This is a genomic window from Pseudomonas sp. R151218B TE3479, from assembly GCF_053629195.1.
Genome location: NZ_JBRJHV010000001.1, coordinates 4,083,629 through 4,105,894 on the forward strand (window position 1 = coordinate 4,083,629; position 22,266 = coordinate 4,105,894).

General features: G+C 61.9%; 20 protein-coding genes. 15 read left to right on the top strand and 5 right to left on the bottom strand.

Annotated features, from left to right (window positions below):
* Positions 1–6: 6 nt before the first annotated feature.
* The 5 genes from AB7M32_RS17595 to AB7M32_RS17615 all read left to right on the top strand — a co-directional run bounded on the left by AB7M32_RS17595 (position 7) and on the right by AB7M32_RS17615 (position 7,519).
* Positions 7–774, top strand: a complete 768-nt coding sequence (locus AB7M32_RS17595) for a coniferyl-alcohol dehydrogenase (protein ID WP_454250742.1) — start codon at positions 7–9, stop codon at positions 772–774.
* 72 nt (positions 775–846) lie between these two features.
* Positions 847–2,496, top strand: coding sequence for a DUF1302 domain-containing protein (locus AB7M32_RS17600; protein ID WP_454250743.1), 1,650 nt, complete (start codon positions 847–849; stop codon positions 2,494–2,496).
* Positions 2,497–2,511: 15 nt separating this feature from the next.
* Entirely contained in the window at positions 2,512–3,873 is a 1,362-nt protein-coding gene (locus tag AB7M32_RS17605) for a DUF1329 domain-containing protein (protein ID WP_454250744.1), read from the top strand.
* A gap of 69 nt (positions 3,874–3,942) precedes the next feature.
* Positions 3,943–5,046: a WD40/YVTN/BNR-like repeat-containing protein gene (locus AB7M32_RS17610; protein WP_454250745.1), complete on the top strand. Its 1,104-nt coding sequence runs from the start codon at positions 3,943–3,945 to the stop codon at positions 5,044–5,046.
* Positions 5,047–5,098: 52 nt separating this feature from the next.
* Positions 5,099–7,519: an efflux RND transporter permease subunit gene (locus AB7M32_RS17615; RefSeq protein WP_454250746.1), complete on the top strand. Its 2,421-nt coding sequence runs from the start codon at positions 5,099–5,101 to the stop codon at positions 7,517–7,519.
* Positions 7,520–7,575: 56 nt separating this feature from the next.
* On the opposite strand, the gene mhpT is transcribed toward AB7M32_RS17615, so the two are convergent.
* The gene (mhpT, locus tag AB7M32_RS17620) at positions 7,576–8,799 is read right to left on the bottom strand and encodes a 3-(3-hydroxy-phenyl)propionate transporter MhpT (protein WP_454250747.1); all 1,224 of its coding nucleotides are present in this window, start codon (positions 8,797–8,799) and stop codon (positions 7,576–7,578) included.
* A gap of 313 nt (positions 8,800–9,112) precedes the next feature.
* Here mhpT and AB7M32_RS17625 point away from each other — a divergent pair, with 313 nt between their 5' ends.
* Positions 9,113–10,420, top strand: a complete 1,308-nt coding sequence (locus tag AB7M32_RS17625; protein ID WP_454250748.1) for an OprD family porin — start codon at positions 9,113–9,115, stop codon at positions 10,418–10,420.
* A 76-nt stretch (positions 10,421–10,496) separates the two neighbouring features.
* Here the strand turns inward: AB7M32_RS17625 and AB7M32_RS17630 are convergent, their stop codons facing one another.
* Positions 10,497–10,982 carry a MarR family winged helix-turn-helix transcriptional regulator gene (locus AB7M32_RS17630; protein WP_092164833.1) on the bottom strand — a complete coding sequence of 162 codons (486 nt, stop codon included), beginning with the start codon at positions 10,980–10,982 and terminating at the stop codon, positions 10,497–10,499.
* Between the two features lie 213 nt (positions 10,983–11,195).
* On the opposite strand from AB7M32_RS17630, the gene AB7M32_RS17635 reads away from it, so the two are divergent.
* From AB7M32_RS17635 to AB7M32_RS17645, 3 genes are all read left to right on the top strand, one after another.
* Positions 11,196–12,026, top strand: a complete 831-nt coding sequence (locus AB7M32_RS17635) for a p-hydroxycinnamoyl CoA hydratase/lyase (RefSeq protein ID WP_003202420.1) — start codon at positions 11,196–11,198, stop codon at positions 12,024–12,026.
* A gap of 105 nt (positions 12,027–12,131) precedes the next feature.
* A complete protein-coding gene (locus tag AB7M32_RS17640) occupies positions 12,132–13,580 on the top strand; it encodes an aldehyde dehydrogenase (RefSeq protein WP_454250749.1) in 1,449 nt (482 codons plus the stop codon).
* Positions 13,581–13,721: 141 nt separating this feature from the next.
* Positions 13,722–15,599 carry a feruloyl-CoA synthase gene (locus AB7M32_RS17645; RefSeq protein WP_454250750.1) on the top strand — a complete coding sequence of 626 codons (1,878 nt, stop codon included), beginning with the start codon at positions 13,722–13,724 and terminating at the stop codon, positions 15,597–15,599.
* A 202-nt stretch (positions 15,600–15,801) separates the two neighbouring features.
* Here AB7M32_RS17645 and AB7M32_RS17650 read toward each other — a convergent pair whose 3' ends face one another.
* On the bottom strand, positions 15,802–16,119 hold the full coding sequence (locus AB7M32_RS17650; RefSeq protein WP_072405449.1) for a DUF883 family protein: 318 nt from the start codon (positions 16,117–16,119) through the stop codon (positions 15,802–15,804).
* Positions 16,120–16,281: 162 nt separating this feature from the next.
* Here AB7M32_RS17650 and AB7M32_RS17655 point away from each other — a divergent pair, with 162 nt between their 5' ends.
* Entirely contained in the window at positions 16,282–16,536 is a 255-nt protein-coding gene (locus AB7M32_RS17655) for a hypothetical protein (protein WP_003181187.1), read from the top strand.
* A gap of 3 nt (positions 16,537–16,539) precedes the next feature.
* Here AB7M32_RS17655 and AB7M32_RS17660 read toward each other — a convergent pair whose 3' ends face one another.
* On the bottom strand, positions 16,540–17,448 hold the full coding sequence (locus AB7M32_RS17660; protein ID WP_454252156.1) for a LysR substrate-binding domain-containing protein: 909 nt from the start codon (positions 17,446–17,448) through the stop codon (positions 16,540–16,542).
* 85 nt (positions 17,449–17,533) lie between these two features.
* On the opposite strand from AB7M32_RS17660, the gene AB7M32_RS17665 reads away from it, so the two are divergent.
* A complete protein-coding gene (locus AB7M32_RS17665) occupies positions 17,534–18,457 on the top strand; it encodes a carbon-nitrogen hydrolase family protein (RefSeq protein WP_454250751.1) in 924 nt (307 codons plus the stop codon).
* A gap of 1 nt (position 18,458) precedes the next feature.
* Here AB7M32_RS17665 and AB7M32_RS17670 read toward each other — a convergent pair whose 3' ends face one another.
* The gene (locus AB7M32_RS17670) at positions 18,459–18,929 is read right to left on the bottom strand and encodes an LEA type 2 family protein (protein WP_454250752.1); all 471 of its coding nucleotides are present in this window, start codon (positions 18,927–18,929) and stop codon (positions 18,459–18,461) included.
* Positions 18,930–19,221: 292 nt separating this feature from the next.
* Here AB7M32_RS17670 and AB7M32_RS17675 point away from each other — a divergent pair, with 292 nt between their 5' ends.
* From AB7M32_RS17675 to AB7M32_RS17690, 4 genes are all read left to right on the top strand, one after another.
* Positions 19,222–19,938, top strand: coding sequence for a helix-turn-helix transcriptional regulator (locus AB7M32_RS17675; protein ID WP_454250753.1), 717 nt, complete (start codon positions 19,222–19,224; stop codon positions 19,936–19,938).
* Between the two features lie 51 nt (positions 19,939–19,989).
* Positions 19,990–20,331: a nuclear transport factor 2 family protein gene (locus AB7M32_RS17680; protein WP_003202401.1), complete on the top strand. Its 342-nt coding sequence runs from the start codon at positions 19,990–19,992 to the stop codon at positions 20,329–20,331.
* A 243-nt stretch (positions 20,332–20,574) separates the two neighbouring features.
* Positions 20,575–21,696 (top strand): cell division protein ZapE, encoded by a 1,122-nt coding sequence (gene zapE / locus AB7M32_RS17685; RefSeq protein ID WP_454250754.1) that lies wholly within the window; start codon positions 20,575–20,577, stop codon positions 21,694–21,696.
* A 57-nt stretch (positions 21,697–21,753) separates the two neighbouring features.
* Positions 21,754–22,248: a GNAT family N-acetyltransferase gene (locus tag AB7M32_RS17690; protein ID WP_454252157.1), complete on the top strand. Its 495-nt coding sequence runs from the start codon at positions 21,754–21,756 to the stop codon at positions 22,246–22,248.
* Positions 22,249–22,266: the final 18 nt, after the last annotated feature.

A 22,266-nucleotide genomic window follows, 5' to 3' on the forward strand; every position in this document is an offset into this window, starting at 1 on the left:
CTCAACATGAAACTCGACAACAAGATTGTGCTGGTGACCGGTGTCTCGTCGGGTATCGGTGCTGCCACGGCGAGCCTGCTGCGTGCTCACGGCGCCCAGGTGATTGGCGTGGACCTCAAGGCGCCGCACCTGACCCTGGACGGTTTTGTGCAGGGCGACTTGAGCAGCGCCGAGAACATCGAACGGTTGCTGCCACAGCTGCCTGCACGGCTCGACAGCCTGTGCAACATTGCCGGCGTGCCGGGCACTGCCAACCCGCGACTGCTGGCGCGGGTCAACTACCTAGGGCTGCGGCACTTGAGCCGTGCGCTGCTGCCGCGCATCAGCGCGGGTGGCAGCATCGTCAATATTGCCTCGATCCTCGGTGCCGAGTGGCCGTTACGCCTGGAACAGCACAAGGCGCTGGCGCGCATCGAAGATTTTGCCGCCGCGCAAGCCTGGCTGGCCGACCACCCAGTGCCGGACCAGACCTGCTACCAGTACTTCAAGGAAGCCCTGATCGTCTGGAACTACCTGCAGGCCCAACCCTGGTTCCTTGAGCATTCGGTGCGCATGAACAGTGTCGCGCCAGGCCCGGTTTTCACGCCCATCCTCGACGACTTCGTGAGCATGCTCGGCGAGGCCCGGACCCAGGCCGATGCCCATCGCATGAAACGTCCCGCATATGCCGATGAGGTGGCGGCGGTGATCGCTTTCCTGTGTGCCGACGAGTCGCGCTGGATCAACGGCGTCAACCTGCCGGTCGATGGTGGATTGGCCTCCACCTACATCTGAAATGCGCACCCGCGACCTGAGCGTGTTGGCTGCCAAAGCCATGCCCAAAAATAACAATAATGAGAAGCGTCCATGGATAACTTCAAAGATAGCTTTCGTTTCAAGCACTGCGCCTTGTTCCTGGCGTTGTGCAGCACCGGTGTGATGGTCGATCGGGTCGAGGCCATGCAAATGGACCTGGGTGACTCCGATTGGAAACTGCGCTGGGACAACACCATCAAGTACAGCCAGGCCTGGCGCCTGCAAGGGCAGGACAGCCGCTTGGTCAACGCACCAACCGCCAACGGTCTGTATCCCTCGATCCAGAGCCAGGGCGATAAGAACTTCAGCAGCGGCTTGGTCTCCAACCGCCTGGATCTGTTTTCCGAAATGGACCTCAGCCGGCAAAACTACGGGCTGCGCGTGAGCGGCGCAGCCTGGTACGACGATATCTACAACCAGGACACCGACAGCAGCGAGCAACCGCATTTCCTCAGCGAAACCCGCAAGCTCCACGGTCGTGACGCGGAAATTCTCGATGCCTTCGTGTTCTTGCGCGGTGACCTCGGTGAGGACTCCCAGGGCGTGGCGCGTCTGGGTCGACACAGCCTGATCTATGGGGAAAGCCTGTTCTACGGCGGCAACGGCATTGCCAATGCCCAGGGCCCGACCGACGTCGTCAAGTTACTCAGCGTGCCGGGGACACAGTTCAAGGAGATCCTGCGTCCGGTCAATCAAATCTCTGGGCAGTTGCAGATCAACCCGCAGTTGTCGGTGGGCGCTTACTACCAGTTTGAGTGGGAACGCTCCAATCTGCCCGGCGCTGGCAGCTACCTGAGCGATGTCGATGCCATCGGTTACGGCAGTGGTCCGTTACGCGAAGTGTTCGGCAACGACACGGTCAATGGCGGCGATCTGAAGCCGCGCAATTCGGGGCAGGGCGGCATGCAGATCCGCTTCAAGCCGAGCGGCACCGAGTTGGAGCTGGGTTTCTACGCGGCCCAGTATCACGATAAGGCACCGATCGGGTTGTACGCATACCTGGACGGTCCGGCGGCAGCGGCCACCGGATTGCCCATCCTGGGTTCCTATCGGCAGGTCTACGCCGAAGACATCAAGACCGCTGGCGTCAGTTTCTCCACCGCCTACGGTCCGTTCAACTTTGCCGGTGAAACGTCGGTACGCTGGAACGCACCGCTGGTGAGCAACCTGCAAGTGGTGACCCCCGGCATGGAGGCCGATGGTGGTGACAATGAGTTGTTCGCCAGGGGCAAGACCGCTCACGCCAACCTGTCGGCGATCTACCTGTTATCGCCCACCGCGTTCTGGGACGGCGGCTCGGCCCTGGCCGAACTGGCCTGGAACCGCACCCTGAGCGTGACCAAGAACGCTGCCGCGCTGGATTCCAACACCACCCGCGATGCCACGGCACTGCGGGTATTGATCGAGCCGGCGTATTTCCAGATTGTCGACGGAATCGACCTGACCGTGCCGATCGGCATGGGGGTGGTGCTCGATGGGCGTTCATCGGCGGTCAACAAATCCGGCTTTGGCAACACCCATTCCGGTGACTGGAGTGTCGGGCTCAAAGCCACCTATCTGCAACGCTGGGATGTCGGCCTCAACTACGTGAACTTCTTCGGCGCACCGAAAGCCGGGCTGCGCGAAGACGGCAATTTCAGTTATGGGCAGTCGTTGGCCGACCGCGACTTCGTCTCGCTCTACGTGAAAACCTCATTCTAATAAGGTGGATTCGCCATGCAGAACACAGCATTCCTGAGCACGTGCGTCCTGACCCTGGCCCTCGCCGGCATGGGGCTGGCGCAAGCGGCGGTGTCGCCTGAACAGGCCGCACGTTTGAAAACCGATCTGACCCCCCTGGGTGGCGAGCGTGCTGCCAATGCCGATGGCAGCATCCCGGCTTGGCAGGGCGGTTATACCCAGGTCGCGCCCGGCTACAAACCGGGAGACAAGCGCCCCGATCCATTCGCCAGTGAGAAACCGCTGTATTCGATCAAAGCCGCGAATATGGAGCAGTACGCCAGCGAATTGGCCGAAGGCACCAAGCTGCTGCTCAAGAAGTACCCGGACTATCGCCTTGACGTGTACCCGACCCATCGTTCGGCCGCCGCGCCGCAATGGGTGTATGACAACACCAGCAAGAATGCCACCCGCGCCACGCTGGACGTGGACAGTGAGAAGGTCTCCAACGCCTACGGCGGCATCCCGTTCCCGATCCCGGAAAACGGTGCGCAAGTGCTGTGGAATTATCGGTTGTCGTGGCAGGGCGGCGACACCATCAGCTCGCCTTTCGATACCTGGCTGATGACCGCCGGTGGCAAGAAAGTCCAGGCGACCCGGGCCCAATACACCTATCAGTTTCCCTACTATGTCGAAGGCGGCAGCCTGGAAAACTATTCGGGCAAGTATCTGCTGGGCAAGCTGTTCACTGAGTTGCCGTCGTCCAAGGCCGGCGAAGGCCTGATGACCCACTGGGACCTGGACCCGGCCAATCGAGCGGCCTGGCAGTATCTGGTCGGCCAGCGCCGGGTTCGTCGGGCGCCGAACATTGCCTATGACACGCCGGACTTCGTGACCTCCGGCGTCGGCCTGTTCGACGAGGCGTTCATGCTGTTCGGGCCGACCGATCGCTATGACCTCAAGCTGGTGGGCAAGAAAGAGCTGATCGTGGGCTACAACAATAACCGCGCCGCGCTGGCCAAGAGCGACGACCTGGTCAAGGCGAACTTCCTCAACCCTGATCTGGTGCGTTGGGAGAAGCATCGGGTCTGGGTGGTCGAGGCCACGCTCAAGTCCGGCAAGCGCCATGTCGTGCCGCGTCGGACCTACTACGTCGACGAAGACTCCTGGCAAATCCTGATGGCCGACGGTTATGACGCCCAGGGCAAGCTCGGCCGGCAGATGTATTCGTTGACGCTGCTGGCACCGGACCTGCCGGCCCTTACCGCACAGGTCATGTGGGGCAGCTACAACCTCGACACCGGGGCCTACTTCCTCAACTCATCGAGCAACGACCTAGCGGTTCAGTACCAGAAGGTCGCGAAACCTTCGGCGTCCTACTTCACGCCGGATGCCATGGCCAACGAAAACATGCGTTGAACCTGTGGCGGCCGTGGCGAAGAGGAGGTTCGTCGCGGTCGCTTACGATTTTCCAGGCGGAATAATCATATGAACGTTGAAAAAATCTTTGCGCGCCGCGGTCCGCTATGGGGTGTTTGCGCCCTGATGGGGTGCCTGTTGGCGAGTGTGCCCTGGGTCGCACAGGCCACGACATTGGCGGTGCTGCAGCAACCGGCACTGCCGACGACCAAGGCCCCGCGCGCGGTATTGCTCGGGCTGGCCCGGGCGGGCGAGCGCCTGGTGGCGGTGGGCGAGCGCGGGATCGTGCTGCTCTCGGATGATGCTGGCGTGAGTTGGCGCCAGGCCAAGGTACCGGTCAGCGTCAGCCTGACGGCGGTGCAATTCGTCGATGCGGAGCAGGGCTGGGCGGTCGGTCATCTGGGGGTGGTGCTGCACACCCAGGACGGCGGGGAAACCTGGCAAAAACAACTCGACGGTGAGCGCGCCATCACCCTGGCGGTGCAAGTCGCCGAGCGCGACGCCAATCAACCCGACGGTGCGGGCCAGTTGGCACAGGCACGGCACATGCTCGATGACGGACCGGATAAACCGTTTCTCGACCTGTACTTCAGTGACCGCCTGCACGGTTACGTCGTGGGTGCCTACAACCAGATCTACCGTACCGATGACGGTGGGCGAAGCTGGCAACCGTGGATGCGGCATGTGGACAACCCCCAGGGCTTGAACCTGTATGGCATCCGCGCCTTGGGCAAGGATCTGCTGCTGGTGGGGGAGCGCGGTCTGCTGTTGCGTTCGACCGATGCCGGACAGTCATTCCAGGCCTTGAAGTCACCTTATGAGGGCAGCTTTTTCGGCCTGCTCGGCACTCGCGATGGGGCCTTGATTGTCTATGGCTTGCGCGGAAACGCCTGGTGGTCCGATGACCGTGGCGGCAGTTGGCGACGCCTCGACACAGGTATCGAATCAACACTGGCGAGCGCCCTTGAACTGCGCGACGGCGGCCTGTTGTTGGCCAGCCAGAGTGGTGAGCTTCTCTTCAGTCATGACCAGGGTCGCAGCTTTGACAAGCGTCAGAGCCGCAGCGGCGGGACGGTCGCTGCCGTGCAACAGGCGGTCGACGGCAGCCTGGCCAGCGTCGGTTTGACCGGCGTGGCCGCGGATCAGGACCCGCGGGCCTCCGGTAAACCTTGAAACTTCACGGTGTAGCGCTATCGGGCCACGGCTCGTGCAACAGGAGTCAAACTTGAAAGACGACAGAATCCAAACCGTGATCGGCCGCCAGGAAGACTTCGACCGGGCGTCGGGCAACTTCGCCGAGCGGGCGATCTTCAACCATCGACCGCTGGTGATCCTGCTATGCCTGCTGGTGACCTTGGTGCTTGGTTGGCAAGCCACGCGCATCGGCATCAATGCCAGTTATGAGAAGACCATTCCCACCGAGCATCCCTACGTCGCCAATTTCCTCGAGAACCGCAGTGAGTTGAGCGGCCTGGGCAACTCGCTGCGCATCGCCGTGGAGGTCAAGCAGGGGAGCATTTTCACCAAGGATTACCTCGACACCCTGGCCAAGCTCAACGACGAGCTCTACCTGCTGCCGGGGGTCGATCGACCTTACATGAAATCGCTATGGACGCCGACCACACGCTGGACCGCCGTGACCGAAGAAGGGCTCGACGGCGGCACGGTGATTCCCGACGACTACGATGGCTCGACCACCAGCATCGAACAGGTGCGGACCAATGTGGCCCGCTCCGGGGAGGTCGGTCAATTGGTCGCTGGCAACTTCAAGTCCAGCGTGATCTTCGTGCCGTTGCTGGAAATCAATCCGCAGACGGGCAAGGCGCTGGACTATGGCGAGTTTTCCCGGCAACTGGAGGCGTTGCGGGACAAGTACCAGACCGATGACCTGCGGATTCACATCACCGGCTTTACCAAGATCGTCGGCGACCTGATCGAGGGGATGACCCAAGTCCTGCTGTTCTTCGTGGTGGCGGTACTGGTGACGGTACTGGTGCTGTTTGGCTACACCCGTTGCGCGCGCAGCACCCTGGTGGTGGTGACCTGTTCACTGGCGGCTGTGCTGTGGCAACTGGGGCTGCTGGCCCTGCTCGGGTATGAGCTGGATCCCTACTCGGCACTGGTGCCGTTTCTGGTGTTCGCCATTGGCATGAGCCATGGCGCGCAGAAGATGAACGGCATCATGCAGGACATTGGCCGTGGCACCCACCGGGTGGTCGCCGCGCGCTACACTTTCCGCCGACTGTTCGCCGCCGGCATCACCGCTTTGCTCTGTGACGCGGTGGGCTTCGCGGTGTTGCTGCTGATCGACATTCGAGTGATCCAGGACCTGGCGATCACCGCCAGCCTCGGGGTGGCGGTGCTGATCTTCACTAACCTGATTCTGCTGCCGATCCTGCTCAGCTATATCGGCGTCAGCCCGGCGGCGGCGCAACGCAGCCTGAGTGCGGAAACCACCGAGCAACAGGCACAGATCAAACATCCACTGTGGCGCATGCTTGACCTGTTCACCCAACGGCGCTGGGCCATTGGCGCCATGTTGGCGGGTTTGCTGTTGGCCGCATTTGGTTTTGCCGTGAGCCTGCATCTGAAAATCGGCGATCTGGACCCCGGCGCTCCAGAGTTGCGTGCCGACTCGCGCTACAACCGCGACGCATTGTTCATGACCCAGAACTACGCGGCCAGCTCGGATATCTTCGTGGTCATGATCAAGACTCCGGAGGATCAATGCACCCGTTACGCCAGTCTGTCTGCGGTCGATGCGCTGGCTTGGCAACTGGAGCAATTGCCCGGCGTGGAGTCGACCACCTCAATGGCGGCGCTGAGCAAGATCGCCACGGCCGGTTACAACGAAGGCAACTTCAAATGGTATGAACTGATCCCCAATGACGGCGCACTGGGTGCCGTGCAGACCCGTGCTCCGCGAGAGTTGTTCAATCAGGGCTGTTCGATGCTGTCGCTGTACGTCTACCTGGCCGATCACAAGGCTGACACCTTGAACCGGGTGGTGGAGGCCAGCGAGCAATTCATTGCCGGGCATCAGATGCCGGAGGTCAAATTCATGCTGGCGGCCGGCAGCGCGGGGATCGAAGCTGCAACCAATATCGTGGTGAAGAAGTCCATGCGCGAGATGCTGTTCTGGGTCTACGGTGCGGTCAGCCTGCTGTGTTTGCTGACCTTCCGCAGCTGGCGCGCGACCCTGTGCGCGATGCTGCCGCTGATGCTCACTTCGATCCTGTGCGAGGCGCTGATGGTGGGGTTGGGCATGGGGGTGAAAGTCGCGACATTGCCGGTCATTGCGCTGGGCGTGGGCATCGGGGTCGATTATGCGCTCTATGTGTTGAGCGTGATCCTGGCGCGGATGCGTGCCGGCGACACCCTGGCCCAGGCGTATTACCAGGCGCTGCTGTTCACCGGCAAAGTGGTGTTGCTGACGGGCATGACATTGGCTGTGGCGGTGTCGACCTGGGCTTTTTCGCCGATCAAGTTCCAGGCTGACATGGGGATTCTGCTGGCCTTTATGTTCCTGGTGAACATGCTTGGGGCCTTGATCTTGTTGCCCGCCTTGGCGTGGTGGCTGCTGCCGCAGAAGGTCTTCGTAAAAAAGCCTGAGTCGAGTCGGCAGGCGGGATGGGTGAGGGGCTGAGATGCTCTAGGATGGGGGCGCATATCCGTCACCTGATGACGGATATGCGCAGCCACTCAGGAGTTCTCCACAACCGGGGTCGAAGCCCTCAACCGCGGTCCCGCCGAATGGCGAATCACACTGAGAACAGCCAACGTCGCAACCACCAACCCAGGGGAAGTCGCCAGCAATACAGCCGTGGTCCCACCCCCGGCCGCCAGGATCTGCCCGGCGGCCAGAGGTCCGGCCACCGACCCCAGACGCCCGATGGCCACCGCGGCACCAACCCCCGTCGCACGCACGGCCGTAGGGTAGGAGGGCGGTGCCAAGGCATAGAGAACCAGCTGCGCGGCCATGACAAACAACCCGGCGGCGAACCCGGCAAGGGCCATGGGCACGATACCAACGGACAACCCGACCCCGGCCAGGGCGCTCAGCAGGCCGGCATAGACGAACAGCACCACCTTGATGCCATTGCAACGGTCCAGCAACAGGCCGCCCAGCAACGAGCCAAGGGCGCCACCGATGTTGAACAGCATCTGCACCAGGCCAGCCTGGGGTTTGCTGAAACCCTGTTCCAGCAACAATGACGGCAGCCAGTTGAGCAACATGTACATCACCGTCAGGGTGAAGAAGTAGCTCAGCCACAGGGCCAAGGTGGTACGGCCGCGACCTTCACCGAACAGTGCCTGGACCGTAGAGCCGCGCCGTTGGCCGCCATCCTGGGCCTGGCGAAAGGCGCTGGATTCGGGAAGCCACAGGAGCATCAGCGGCACCACCAGCAACGGCGCCAACCCACCGATGAAAAATGTCATCTGCCAGTGTTCGCCAAACAGCATCGCGACCACGGCGGCCAATGCACCGCCCAACGGCACCCCCGCATACATCACGCTAATGGCCGTGCCTCTGCGCTGCTCACCCACGGCTTCGGCACACAGGGCAATGAGGTTGGGCAGGGCGGCGCCCAGGCCCAGGCCGGTCATGAAACGCACCAGCAACAGGCTGGAGAAGTGCTCGACATAAGCGGTGCTGAGGGAAAACACGCCGAAGAGCAAGACAGCGGCGATGAGGATTTTCTTGCGCCCGATGCGATCAGCGATCCAACCACCGAAGAAGGCGCCTGGCAGCAACCCGATGATTCCGGCGCTGAACACCCAGCCCATCATTTTCGGGTCAAGGGCAAACGTCTGCCGTAGGCCTGCGGCGGCAGTACCGGCTGACTGCAGGTCGAAGCCCTCGATCAACGCGACGATGAAACATAAGGCAATGGTCAGCGTCGCACGACGCGCCGGACGGTCCATGGCAAATCCTCTTATTGTTTTTGTGAGGGGGACACCGCTCGGAGGAAAACCGGCGGGTGGGTTTAAGATTAACAAAGCTAACTAAAAAATGAAGGCCGCCAGAAGGCCGTCAATAAGCGGCCAGTTCAGTATGAAAATCAGAGGCTTGGCAAGAATTCACGGGTGAATTGGTAAATTAGTTAATTATATTAATGTTCGATTATCGGACATTGATGATTGACGAAGCACCCATGCCGTTTCCATTCTTTGTCCGCACGGCCCCCCTCGCCAAGGTTGGGCCGATCAAAACAACAACAATAAATGGACACCGAACATGCCAAACCTTGCTCGGGACACGCTGACCGCGCGCCCTGTTTCATCCCTCGTCCCTCTGCTGGCCTGTCTCGGGCTGAGCCTCGGTTCTCCCGTATCGTGGGCGGAAGGCTTTATCGACGACAGCCACGGTACGCTGACCCTGCGCAACTACTATATGGACCGCGACTACAAGGACGACGGCGCCAAGACTGCAGCGCGGGAATGGGCTCAGGGTGTGTTCATGAACATGGAGTCGGGGTTCACCCCAGGCACGGTCGGGTTCGGCCTGGATGTCAGGGGACTGCTGGGCATCAAGCTTGATTCGTCGCCGGATCGCAGCGGCACTGAACTGTTACCGGTGTCCGCCAGCGACAAGCGCGCGGCGGATGAGTATTCGCGCCTGGGCGTGACCGGCAAGCTGCGTTTCGCTCAAACCACGGTGAAGACCGGCGATGTATCGATCTTCCTGCCGTTTGCCTTTGCCAGCCCGTCGCGGCTGCTGCCGCAGACCTTTCGCGGGACGACGCTCAGTTCCAAGGATTTCGACGGTTTGACGTTGAACACCGGTTATATCGATCGCATCGCCCGCCGCGATTCCACCGATTACCAGCCGATGAGCATCGCCTCGCCCAACCGGCGATTCAACGGCGCGGCGACCTCTTCCCATATGGCGTATGTGGGCGGTGACTACCAGGTCAATAAAGACCTCAGCCTGCGGGCCTACCACGCCGAAGTGGCGGATCTGTACCAGCAGAACACCCTGGCGTTGTTGCATAACCTGCCCGTGGGCGATGGCGTCCTGACCACCGACCTGCGCAGTTTTTTCAGTGACGAAGACGGCGCGGCCAAGGCCGGAAAGGTGGATAACCGCAATGTCTCGGCGCTGGTCGGCTATCGCCTGGGCGGGCATCGCGTGAGCTTGGGCTACATGCACGCCAGTGGCGATACGGCCACGCCTTATGTGTCCGGCACCGAGTTGATGGGCTTGAGTGAAATGACCATGAGCTCGGACTTCCTCAATGCCAAGGAACGCACCTGGCAGGCGATCCATGACTACGATTTCGCCGCCGTAGGCGTGCCGGGCCTGAGGACTCGACTGCGTTATGTGCGTGGTGATCACATCGAATTGGCCGCCCTCAATGCCGAGGATCGCAAGGAGCGTGAGTTCCAGATGGAGTTGGGTTACGTGATCCAGGGCGGCCCACTGAAGAACGTCGGGTTGCTGGCGCGCAAATCGATCTATCGCAACAACTTCCCAGGTACGGCGGCGTTTCGTGACGAGAACCAGACTCGGTTTCTGGTGACGTACAGCGTGCCGATCTGGTGAGTTTCGAGTCGGTTGGCTAGCGCATGTGGGAGCTTGCTCCCACATGGCGGTGCCGCAGGGACCCGCGCCAGGCTCGCTACTGGTAAACCTTCTTCAACAACCGCAGCAACTCCTCGCGCTCAGTCCCCGAGAGGGCAGCGGTGGAGTCAAGGTCGCTCTGGGCGGCGATTTGCTTGAGTTCCTTGAGCAAGGTTTCGCCGGTCTTGCTCAGGAAGATCCCGTAGGAGCGCTTGTCCGGCTTGCAGCGCACGCGCACCGCCAGGGCTCGGCTTTCCAGCTTATTGAGCAGCGGCACCACTTGCGGCGGTTCGATTGCCAGGGCCTTGGCCAAATCGGCCTGCATCAGGCCGGGATTCTGGTCGATGATTGCCAGGGCCGAGAACTGGGCCGGCCGCAGATCGTGGACGGCGAGCCGGCCAATCAGGTTCTGGAACAGTTTCAACTGGGCGCGGCGCAGGGCGTAACCGATCAGGTCGTCCAACGCGGAGTCCAGCGGCACCTGTGCGTCGGTACCGGCGACCAGGGGCTCGGCGGGTTCGGCAAGCTTGGAAGACTTGGCCATCGAAGTGAGTGTCCTCAAGGTAAGTGGTTAACAAGGCTATCCAGTTTGCCGGGGTTGCGACGCTCTGGCTACGGGCTTGTGCATATTCGAATTTTTTAACTTTCGATTCAGCCTCTGAAAAATACAGATAAACCGATTAATAGTTAATTGACATAACTAAATTTCCGGTTTAGTTTTTGATCATCTTCAGCCAAGAACACGAGTGCACGCATCATGAGCAATTACGAAGGTCGCTGGAAAACGGTCAAGGTCGATATCGAGGAGGGCATCGCCTGGGTCACCCTCAATCGCCCGGAAAAACGCAACGCCATGAGCCCGACCCTCAACCGCGAGATGATCGACGTGCTCGAGACCTTGGAGCAGGATCCGGCCGCAGGAGTATTGGTGCTGACCGGGGCCGGTGATGCCTGGACCGCTGGCATGGACCTCAAGGAATACTTCCGCGAAGTGGATGCCGGGCCGGAAATCCTCCAGGAAAAAATCCGTCGCGAAGCGTCGCAATGGCAGTGGAAATTACTGCGCATGTACGCCAAACCAACTATCGCCATGGTCAATGGCTGGTGTTTCGGTGGCGGTTTCAGCCCGCTGGTGGCGTGCGACCTGGCGATCTGCGCCGACGAAGCGACTTTCGGTCTCTCGGAAATCAACTGGGGCATCCCGCCGGGCAACCTCGTCAGCAAGGCCATGGCTGACACCGTGGGCCATCGCCAATCGCTGTACTACATCATGACCGGCAAGACCTTCGGTGGGCAGAAAGCCGCCGAAATGGGCCTGGTCAATGAGAGCGTGCCCTTGGCGCAGTTGCGTGAAGTCACCGTGGAACTGGCCCGCAACCTGTTGGAAAAGAACCCGGTGGTACTGCGGGCGGCCAAGCATGGTTTCAAGCGCTGCCGCGAACTGACCTGGGAGCAGAACGAAGATTACCTGTACGCCAAGCTCGATCAGTCGCGCCTGCTCGATACCGAGGGTGGCCGCGAGCAAGGGATGAAGCAATTCCTGGACGACAAGAGCATCAAGCCGGGCCTGCAGACCTACAAGCGCTGAGACAACCGCGCGGCGGGCGCTATCGTGCGTCCGCGGGCTGTTCGCCCAAGGCCCTCGGCGCTACTGTGAACGTATTCCCGATAAAGATAATAAAGAGGAATCACCATGCTGGACGTGCCCCTGTTGATTGGCGGCCAGTCGTGCCCGGCCCGCGACGGCCGGACCTTCGAGCGCTGCAACCCGGTGACCGGTGAAGTGGTGTCTCGTGTGGCCGCCGCCACCCTGGAAGATGCCGATGCCGCCGTGGCCGCAGCCCAAGCGGCGTTTCCCGCCTGGGCTGCGTTGGCACCTAACGAACGCCGCACGCGTCTGTTGCGTGCCGCCGAGCAGTTGCAGGCCCGCAGTGGCGAGTTTATCGCCGCGGCCGGCGAGACTGGCGCCATGGCCAACTGGTACGGTTTCAACGTGCACTTGGCGGCGAACATGCTGCGCGAAGCGGCGTCCATGACCACCCAGATCAACGGCGAAATCATTCCTTCCGACGTGCCAGGCAGTTTCGCCATGGCCCTGCGTCAGCCCTGTGGCGTCGTGCTGGGCATCGCGCCCTGGAACGCCCCGGTGATCCTCGCCACCCGCGCCATCGCCATGCCCCTGGCTTGCGGTAACACCGTGGTGCTCAAGGCTTCCGAGATCAGCCCGGCGGTGCACCGGCTGATCGGCCAGGTGTTGCAGGACGCCGGGCTGGGTGACGGTGTGGTCAACGTGATCTGTAACGCACCGGCGGATGCGCCGGCCATTGTCGAGCGGTTGATCGCCAGCCCAGCGGTGCGCAGGGTCAATTTCACCGGTTCGACCCACGTCGGACGCATCGTCGGCGAACTGTCGGCGCGCCATCTCAAACCAGCGTTGCTGGAACTGGGCGGCAAGGCGCCGTTGCTGGTACTGGACGACGCCGATCTGGACGCAGCCGTGCAAGCGGCAGCCTTCGGGGCCTACTTCAACCAGGGCCAGATCTGCATGTCCACCGAGCGATTGATCGTCGATGCCCGCGTGGCGGATGCGTTCATCGCCAAGCTGACCGCCAAGATCGCCACCTTGCGTGCCGGTGATCCGGCAGCGGGCGATTCGGTGCTGGGCTCGTTGGTCGATGCCAGTGCCGGCCAGCGCATCAAGGGGCTGATAGACGATGCCTTGGCCAAAGGCGCAACGCTGGTCACCGGTGGCCAGTTGGAAGGCAGCATCCTGCAGCCGACCTTGCTCGACGGTGTCACTGCGCAGATGCGCCTGTACCGCGAAGAATCCTTCGGACCAGTAGCGGTGCTGTTGCGCGGTGAGGGCGATGAAGCGCTGTTGCGCCTGGCCAACGATTCCGAGTTCGGCCTGTCGGCTGCCATCTTCAGCCGCGATACCACCCGCGCGTTGGCCTTGGCCCAGCGGGTCGAGTCGGGCATTTGCCACATCAACGGGCCGACCGTGCACGACGAGGCGCAGATGCCCTTCGGCGGCGTCAAGTCCAGTGGTTATGGCAGCTTTGGCGGCAAGGCGTCCATCGAGCATTTCACCCAATTGCGTTGGGTGACCTTGCAGAACGGCCCCCGGCATTACCCAATCTGAAACCCATCGCATCATGGGCGGTCGAGCCTCGAAAGCCGCCGCCCGGATGCAGGCCAGAATAACAATGACAAGGCCGCAGCCCTGCGCTGCCACGCTCCGCTCGCATCGCGACCCGAGCGTGCCTTGGTGGAGGAAATGTACGTGAGTTCCGAGTCCAGATCGTCCTCCCGACCCGAGGCCGGGCGTTATCGCCAGGTGTCGATTGGTCATCCTGCCGTCGAAGTCCGGGAAGAGCGCGGCATTTTGCACATGCGCTCCCTGGAACCCCTGGCCCCGCTGCCGGCGCGTTTGCTCGAGCGCCTGGTGCACTGGGCCGAGGTGCGCCCGCAGCAGACGTTTATCGCGGCCCGTGAAGCGGGCGGTGACTGGCGTCGGGTCAGCTATGCGCAGATGCTCGACAGTGTCCGGGCCATCGCCCAGAGCCTGCTCGGTTACGGTTTGTCAGCGGAAAAACCCTTGGCGCTGCTTTCCGGCAACGACATCGAACACCTGCAAATGGCCCTCGGCGCGATGTACGCCGGCATTCCCTACTGCCCGGTGTCGCCGGCATATTCATTGCTGTCCCAGGATTTCGCCAAGCTGCGCCACGTCTGCGATCTGTTGCAGCCGGGGTTGGTGTTTGTCAGCGAAGCCGCCCCGTTCGAACGAGCGATCAATGCCGTATTGCCGGCGAACGTTCCCTTGATCACAGTGCGCGGCGAGATGGCGGGCCGGTCCAGGACAAGCTTCGCCAGCCTGTTGGCCCAACCCGGCGGCGCGCAGGCCGAGCAGGCGTTCGCCGCCACCGGCCCGGATAGCATCGCCAAGTTCCTGTTTACCTCGGGCTCCACCAGGCTGCCCAAGGCCGTGATCACCACCCAGCGTATGTTGTGTGCCAATCAGCAGATGCTGCTGCAAACCTTTCCGGTGTTCGGTGAGGCGCCGCCGGTGCTGGTGGACTGGCTACCGTGGAACCACACGTTCGGCGGCAGCCACAACGTCGGCATCGTGCTGTACAACGGCGGCACGTTCTACCTGGACGACGGCAAACCCACCGCCCAGGGCTTCGCCGAGACCCTGCGCAACCTCAAGGAAATTTCGCCCACCGCCTACCTGACCGTACCCAAGGGGTGGGAAGAACTGGTCAGCGCCTTGGAGCAGGACGGTGAATTGCGCGAGCGTTTCTTCAAGCGCATCAGTCTGTTCTTCTTTGCCGCGGCGGGCTTGTCCCAAAGTACCTGGGACCGGCTCGACAAGGTCGCCGAGCAGCATTGTGGCGAACGTATCCGCATGATGGCGGGCCTGGGCATGACCGAAGCGTCGCCGTCCTGCACCTTCACCACCGGGCCCTTGTCCATGGCCGGCTACATCGGTCTTCCGGCGCCCGGCTGCGAGGTCCGGCTGGTGCCGGTGGACGGCAAGTTCGAAGGGCGTTTTCGCGGGCCGCACATCATGCCTGGCTACTGGCGTTCGCCGCAGCAGACTGCCGAAGTGTTCGACGAGGACGGTTTCTATTGCTCGGGGGATGCGATCAAACTGGCCGATGCCAGCAATCCGCAACTGGGGCTGATGTTCGACGGGCGGATCGCCGAGGACTTCAAATTGTCTTCCGGTGTCTTTGTCAGCGTCGGACCGTTGCGTAACCGGGCGGTGCTGGAAGGTACACCCTACGTCCAGGACCTGGTGATCACCGCACCGGATCGCGAGTGCCTGGGCGCGCTGGTGTTTCCACGACTTGCTGAATGCCGGCGCCTGTCAGGCCTGGGCGCGGATGCCAGCGATGCCCAGGTCCTCGCCAGTCCGCCGGTACGCCAATGGTTCGCCGACTGGCTGCAACGCCTGAACCGCGAAGCCAGCGGCAACGCCAGTCGCATGGAGTGGATAGCCTTGCTCGATGAACCGGCGTCCATCGACCGTGGTGAAATCACCGATAAGGGGTCGATCAACCAACGGGCGGTGTTGCAGTGGCGGGCGGGGAAGGTGGAGGCGTTGTACCGAGGAGAGGATGCGTCGATCCTGCGGGGGGGGGCCGCCGTTTAAGGCAACCGCAAGTCCCTGTGGGAGCGAGCTTGCTCGCGATGGCGGTGGTTCGGCAGCAGAGATGTTGCCTGATACACCGTCATCGCGAGCAAGCTCGCTCCCACATTTTTTGAGGCGTTCACAGCATCGCAGACACTATCAATCCCCTGTGGGAACGAGCAAGCTCGCTCTCACATCAGGTCCGGGGGCTGGTTGCTATTGTTTAACGCCGTCCCAGCAGCAAACCCACCACCAGCCCGAACCCCGCTGAAATCGCCACGGTCTGCCAGGGGTGGCCGCCAATATAGACCTCAGTGGCATCGACCATGGGACGGGTACGTTCCCGGGCGCTGGTGACCGAGTCGCGCGCCTGTTGCAGTTTCTGGGATATCTGGTCTCGCAGGTTTTCGGCCTCTTCGCCCACCAGCGAGGCACTGCTTTTGAGCAGCTTTTCCGATTCTTCAATCAGCGCCGTCAATTCGCTGAAGGCCTGATCCTTGATTTGCTCTCCGTTCGCTTGCACGGTGCCTTTACGGGCCATGGAAATACTCCTTGTGTGGATGATGGCATTGAACAATGGAGTGCCGCGCCGGTTAAAAAGTTGCAGCGCTTGGCCTTGGCAGGGCAGTCCATCGCAAATCGTGGTTAAGACGTTTCCCTGCAAGGTGTAAGATGGCGCCTATTTACGCAACAGGTAATTCCCATGAGCTTCAATCTGGCTGACAAGCCCCTGGCCGAGCGCGCCGCGCTGGAAGACGAAAAATCCCGACTCTTTGAACTGTGGCAAAACAACCTGGGCAAGGCCAAGGGCGATGCCGCCCGCCTGTTCGGCGAGCGCTCCAAACGCAAGGGCAAGTGGGCCGAGTGGGTGCGTGCCGAACTGGACGGCATGTCGCCGCCGGAATACGCCAACATGGTGCGCAGTGAAGTCAATCGACTGATGGCCGCCAACAAGTAAACCTCAGGCAAACGTCGCGCTAATGGCCTCGCGCACCTTGAGCATTGCCGGATCCATTTGCGTGTGGGTCCGCCAGCCCAGTTCGATGGGGTAGCGGGGCAAGGCCAGGGGGCAGGGCAGCAAGGCCAGGCCGCTGAGGTCGGCGATGGCCCGGGCGGCGTGGGCCGGAATCGTCGCTACGGCCTGGCTGCCCTTGAGCAGGAATGGCAGCGCGGCAAAATGGGTGGTCGAGGCACAGACTCGCCGACTCAGGCCAAGCCCGGCCAGTCCTTCGTCGGTGATGCCGATGAAGCCCCCCGAAGATACCAGCAGATGCTCGCGGGCCACGAACGCCTCCAGGCTGAGGGATTGCTGTCCTTGCGCCAGGCTTGCCGCGTCCAACAGGCAGGCGTAATCGCCTTCACCCAACACCTGGCGGCTGAGCAACCGCTGCGCGAAACCACCCGCCGTGATCGCCAGGTCGAGATCGCGCTCCATCAAGGCCCTGCCGACGATCTGGCTGTGGGTCTGACGGAAAATCAAGCGCAGGCCTGGCGCACGTCGGGCCACTTCGTCGATCAGGCGCCGCCCATGGGCAATCTCGAAATCATCCGACAGCCCGACGATGACCGAGCGGCCGTCATAATGGCTGGCATCTGGATCGACCATCGCCAAGCTCTGGCGACATTTGTCCAAGGCTTCGCTGATCACCGGCTTCAACTGGTTGGCCCGCAGCGTCGGCGCCAGACCCCGGCCCGTGCGTACGAATAATTGATCGTCATATAACCCGCGAAGCCTGCGCAATGCGGCGCTGATGGCCGACTGGGTCACCCCCAGGCGCACGGCGGCGCGGCTGGCGCTGGATTCGTCATGCAGGGCTTCGAAAGTCTTGAGCAGATTGAGGTCGATGTCGCCGATATTCATGAGGCTCATATCATTTAGCAGCATTCGGGGCTTTATTCATGATCGGCCGCTCCTTGAGAATCAGCAACACCTGATGACCAAGGAGTTGAAAACCATGCCCAAATCCATTGTGGCTGCCCTGCAGATCGGTTCGTTGCCTGGCGGCAAGGGCGAGACCCTGGCGCAGATTCTTTCCTACGAAGATGCCATTTGCCAAGCCGGCGCACGCCTGGTGGTGATGCCTGAAGCGTTGCTCGGTGGCTATCCCAAGGGCGAGGGGTTCGGGACGCGACTGGGTTACCGGCTGCCGGAGGGGCGTGAAGCGTTCGCCCGCTATTTTGCCAATGCCATTGATGTGCCCGGCGTGGAAACCGAAGCGCTGGCCGGGCTGTCGACGCGTACGGGGGCGAGCCTGGTGCTGGGTGTCATCGAGCGGGTCGGCAGCACCCTGTACTGCACCGCGCTGTATTTCGAACCCGATGCGGGCCTGGTGGCCCGGCACCGCAAGTTGATGCCCACCGGCACCGAGCGGCTGATCTGGGGCAAAGGCGATGGTTCGACCTTGCCGGTGATCGACAGCCAGGTTGGCCGGGTTGGCGCGGCGATGTGCTGGGAAAACATGATGCCGCTGCTGCGCACCGCGATGTACGCCAAGGGAGTGGATGTCTGGTGTGCGCCAACGGTGGATGAGCGGGAGATGTGGCAGGTGACCATGCGGCATATCGCCCACGAAGGGCGTTGTTTTGTGGTCAGTGCCTGTCAGGTCCAGGCCTCGCCGCAGGCGCTGGGTATCGACGTCGCGCACTGGCCGGCCGAGCGGCCGTTGATTGCCGGTGGCAGCGTGATTATCGGGCCCATGGGCGATGTGCTCGCCGGGCCGTTGAAAGACACCGCCGGGCTACTGACCGCCGAAATCGATACCGATGACCTGGTGCGGGCGCGCTACGACTATGACGTGGTCGGCCACTACGCCAGGCCGGATGTGTTCGAACTGGTGGTGGACGAGCGCGCCAAGCCTGGCGTGCGTTTCATGGCATGATTCACCACGTCGCCGCGGAGCCCGGTAGTTCGAGGGTCCCGCGGTCGACGAAGCGCATGGTGCCGAACACGCCGCCGGCGAGTTTGCCCTTGAGCACATAGGGCAGGTTGTCCAGGCTTTGGGTCTGGCTCAGGCCCAGAGTCTGGCGCAGCACGGAAAACGCCGAAATGCTCACCGGGACGCTCAGGATCGCTTCGGAAAAGCGCGGGATCGAGCCGGTCTGGTCACTGACCCCGGTCGCCAGCGTACGGCCGTTGACCTCCAGGTCCAGCGCCACGCCGTTGTAGTCGATGGTCGTTTCGTTGGGGTTCTGCACACGCAGCTTCACGGCGAAGCGCACCTCCAGGCCCTGGTTGGGCAGCGGTTCGATGCCGACCACGTTGATGTTCAGCGGGTCACGGTGCGGGAAGAGGGCACAGGCGTTGAGGCTGAGCAGGATCAGGAATACGGAAAGGCCAAGGATTCTGCGCATGGATTGACTCTCAAAGAATAAAAACCGGAAGCGATTGAGCACGATACCCCACAGGTGCCCCACGGCAACCCACGAACCCTTGGATAGGGCGCTTTTGTGGCGAGGGAGCTTGCTCCCGCTCGGTTGCACAGCAACCGCAGAAGCTTGGGGCCGCTACGCAGCCCAGCGGGAGCAAGTTCCCTCGCCACAAAAGCCCATGCCACAGCGATTGGATAGTAAGGGGGGCTCCTGACAGTTTCTGACACCAGCCTCTGCTAATCTGCGTCATCTTTTTCTTTGCGGACAGTCCATCGTGTCGCGTACCACTCGGCTGCTCACTTTGCTGCAAGTCTTGCGAGGCAAGCGTTGTCCGGTCACCGCTGCGACGTTGGCGGGTGAGCTGAAGGTATCCGAGCGCACCTTGTACCGCGACATTGCCGAGCTCACGGCCCTCGGCGCGCCGATCCAGGGCGAGGCGGGCATTGGTTATGTATTGCGCAGCGGCCTGTTCCTGCCGCCACTGATGTTCACCGCCGATGAAATCGAAGCCATTGTGCTGGGCTTGCGCTACGTGGATCAGCGCGCCGACGAGGTGCTGGGCAAGGCGGCCGCCGACGCCCTGGCGAAGGTTGCCGCAGTGCTGGCCCCTGACGTGCGGGATGCGTTGCGCAACCCTACGGTACTGCCTGGCCCACCGGGTTATGGCTATCCGCAGAACACCGTGGAGCTGAATGTCTACCGCCAGGCCATTCGTGCCCAGGCCAAGCTGCACATCGACTACGCCGACGTCAACAAGACCCCGAGTCAACGCCTGATCTGGCCGCTGGCCCTGGGCTTTTTCAATGAGGCGCGGGTGGTGGTGGCCTGGTGCGAATTGCGTGGCGCCTATCGCACCTTTCGCACCGACCGGATTGCCTCGGCCACCGAGCAGGGCGAGCGGTATCCGGGCCGGCGCAGCGATTTGTTGCGGGACTGGTTCGCGTTGATGAAGTTGGACGAAACCGGGCGTTTCACTCCTGACAAAAACTGACACAACGCTGTTCTAGCATGGTGCCAGATCGATAAAACAAGGAGCCGTACCATGTCCAATCCCGTCTCTTCCCTGGCCCCGGCCATCGCCGGCTACATTGCGGCTGCCAATGCCCGTGACAGTTCGGCGGTGACGCGTTTTTTCGCCGAGGATGCCAACGTGTTCGATGAAGGCCAGCACCGCGTTGGCACCCAGGCCATCGCCCAATGGATGGAAGACACCGCCCAGCGATTCCAGCCGCGGGTGGAAGTCCTCAATGTGCAGCAACGCACTGGCAAGGTGCTGGTGCAGAACCTGATCTCCGGAACATTCCCCGGCAGCCCGCTGGAGTTGCGTTATACCTTTCGACTCGATGAGCAGGGCAAGATCAGCCGGTTGGATATCTCAATCTAAAGTTCCGTACCCAGGTCTGTGGGAGCAAGGCTTGTGGGAGCAAGGCTTGCCCGCGATAGTCGCGCCGCGGTCCAACAGCCAAACCGCGTTATCGTTCATCGCGGGCAAGCCTTGCTCCCACAGGGCATGCTTCCACAAGACCTTGCTCCCACAGATAAACCCCTTCGTCACGGCTCTGTGCAGGGTTCCTGCAATCGCCCGCCATGGCATACTCCCCACCTTCGTTTTCCGGACCCGGGCCGTATGACTTCCGACTCCCCCTTGACTGCCTGGCAGCATGCCATCGAACACCACGGCTTCGTCCAGGACGAGGCCCAGGAACTGGCCATCATGGCGCTGGAGCAATGCCACCAGGCGTTGCATGAAGGGCGCAAGTCGATCAAGGGCGTTTATCTCTGGGGCCCGGTGGGGCGTGGCAAGACCTGGCTGATGGACCGCTTTTATGAAAGCCTCAAGGTGCCGGCCCGCCGTCAGCACTTCCATCATTTCATGGCGTGGGTGCACCAGCGTTCGTTCCAGCTCACCGGCACGCCCGATCCTTTGCAAGCCCTGGCCCGGGAGTTGAGCGCAGAAGTACGGGTATTGTGTTTCGACGAGCTGTTCGTCAACGACATTGGTGATGCGATTATCCTCGGGCGCTTGTTCCAGGTGATGTTCGAGCTGGGCATGGTGATGGTGAGCACCTCCAACCTGCCACCGGAAGAACTCTATGCCAACGGCCACAACCGTGAGCGCTTCCTGCCGACCATCACCGCGATCAAGCAGCACATGCAGATCGTGCCGGTGAACGGTTGGCAAGACCATCGCCAGCACCCAGGCCAATTGCAGCAGCGTTATTGGCTGCGCGATCCCGGGCAGCCCGATCCGCTGGGCGATGTCTTCAACCTGTTGACCGCAGGGCAGGTGTCGAGCCGCGCGCCGATTGACGTGGGCCATCGTCTGCTTGAACCGGTCCAGGCCAGCGATACGGTGCTCTGGAGCCGTTACGCCGACCTGTGTGAGCAACCGTTCTCGGCGTTGGATTTCATGGCGCTGTGCGACCGCTTCAGCGTCATCCTGCTCAGTGATGTGCCCTGTCTGAGCGCCGAACAGCGCGAAGGGCGCATTGCCCGTGGTACCGAGGACGGCGTTGAACGGGTCGTGGCCGGTGACCGTGAGTTGCCGCAGTTGTCGGTCCACGACGACGGCGTGCGGCGGTTCATCGCCCTGGTCGATGAATGCTACGACCGCAAGGTACCGCTGTGCCTTTCGGCTGCGGTGCCGATGGATGAGTTGTACACCGAGGGCTATCTGCAATTCCCGTTTCGCCGTACGCTCAGTCGCCTCCAGGAAATGCAAATGCAACGTTTCGGTCAGCCAGCCTGACCTGTATCCCGCCGACGGCATCGAGCCGCCGGTACTACCGAAATGAGATGGAAGGTCATGGAAGAAGCCAAGGACATTCTTGTTCTGCAAGCCAGCTATACCAACCCGGTCCACGCCGAAGCGATCTGTCATGTGCTCAACGGCTATGCGCAGGACCCGATGGGCGGAGGACATCCGCTGCCGGTCGAGGTCCTGTTGCACCTGCCCGAAGAACTGGCCAAGCGTCCTCATGCTTTCAGCGTGCTGGCTTTCGTCAACGGCGAGCCGGCGGGGCTGGTCAATTGTTTCGAAGGTTTTTCAACCTTTGCCTGCCGGCCGTTGGTGAATATCCACGACGTGGCGGTCATGCCGGAGTTTCGCGGCCTCGGGTTGAGCCAGAAGATGCTGCAGAAGGTCGAGGATATTTGCCGCCAGCGCGGTTGCTGCAAGATTACCCTGGAAGTGCTCCAGGAAAATGCCGTGGCACAGGGCAGCTACGCCAAGTTCGGCTTTGCCCCCGGCATGTTCGATCCAGCCCACGGCCCTATGCAGTTCTGGATCAAGCCCCTGTAAAAGCGGGCATCCGGTCGG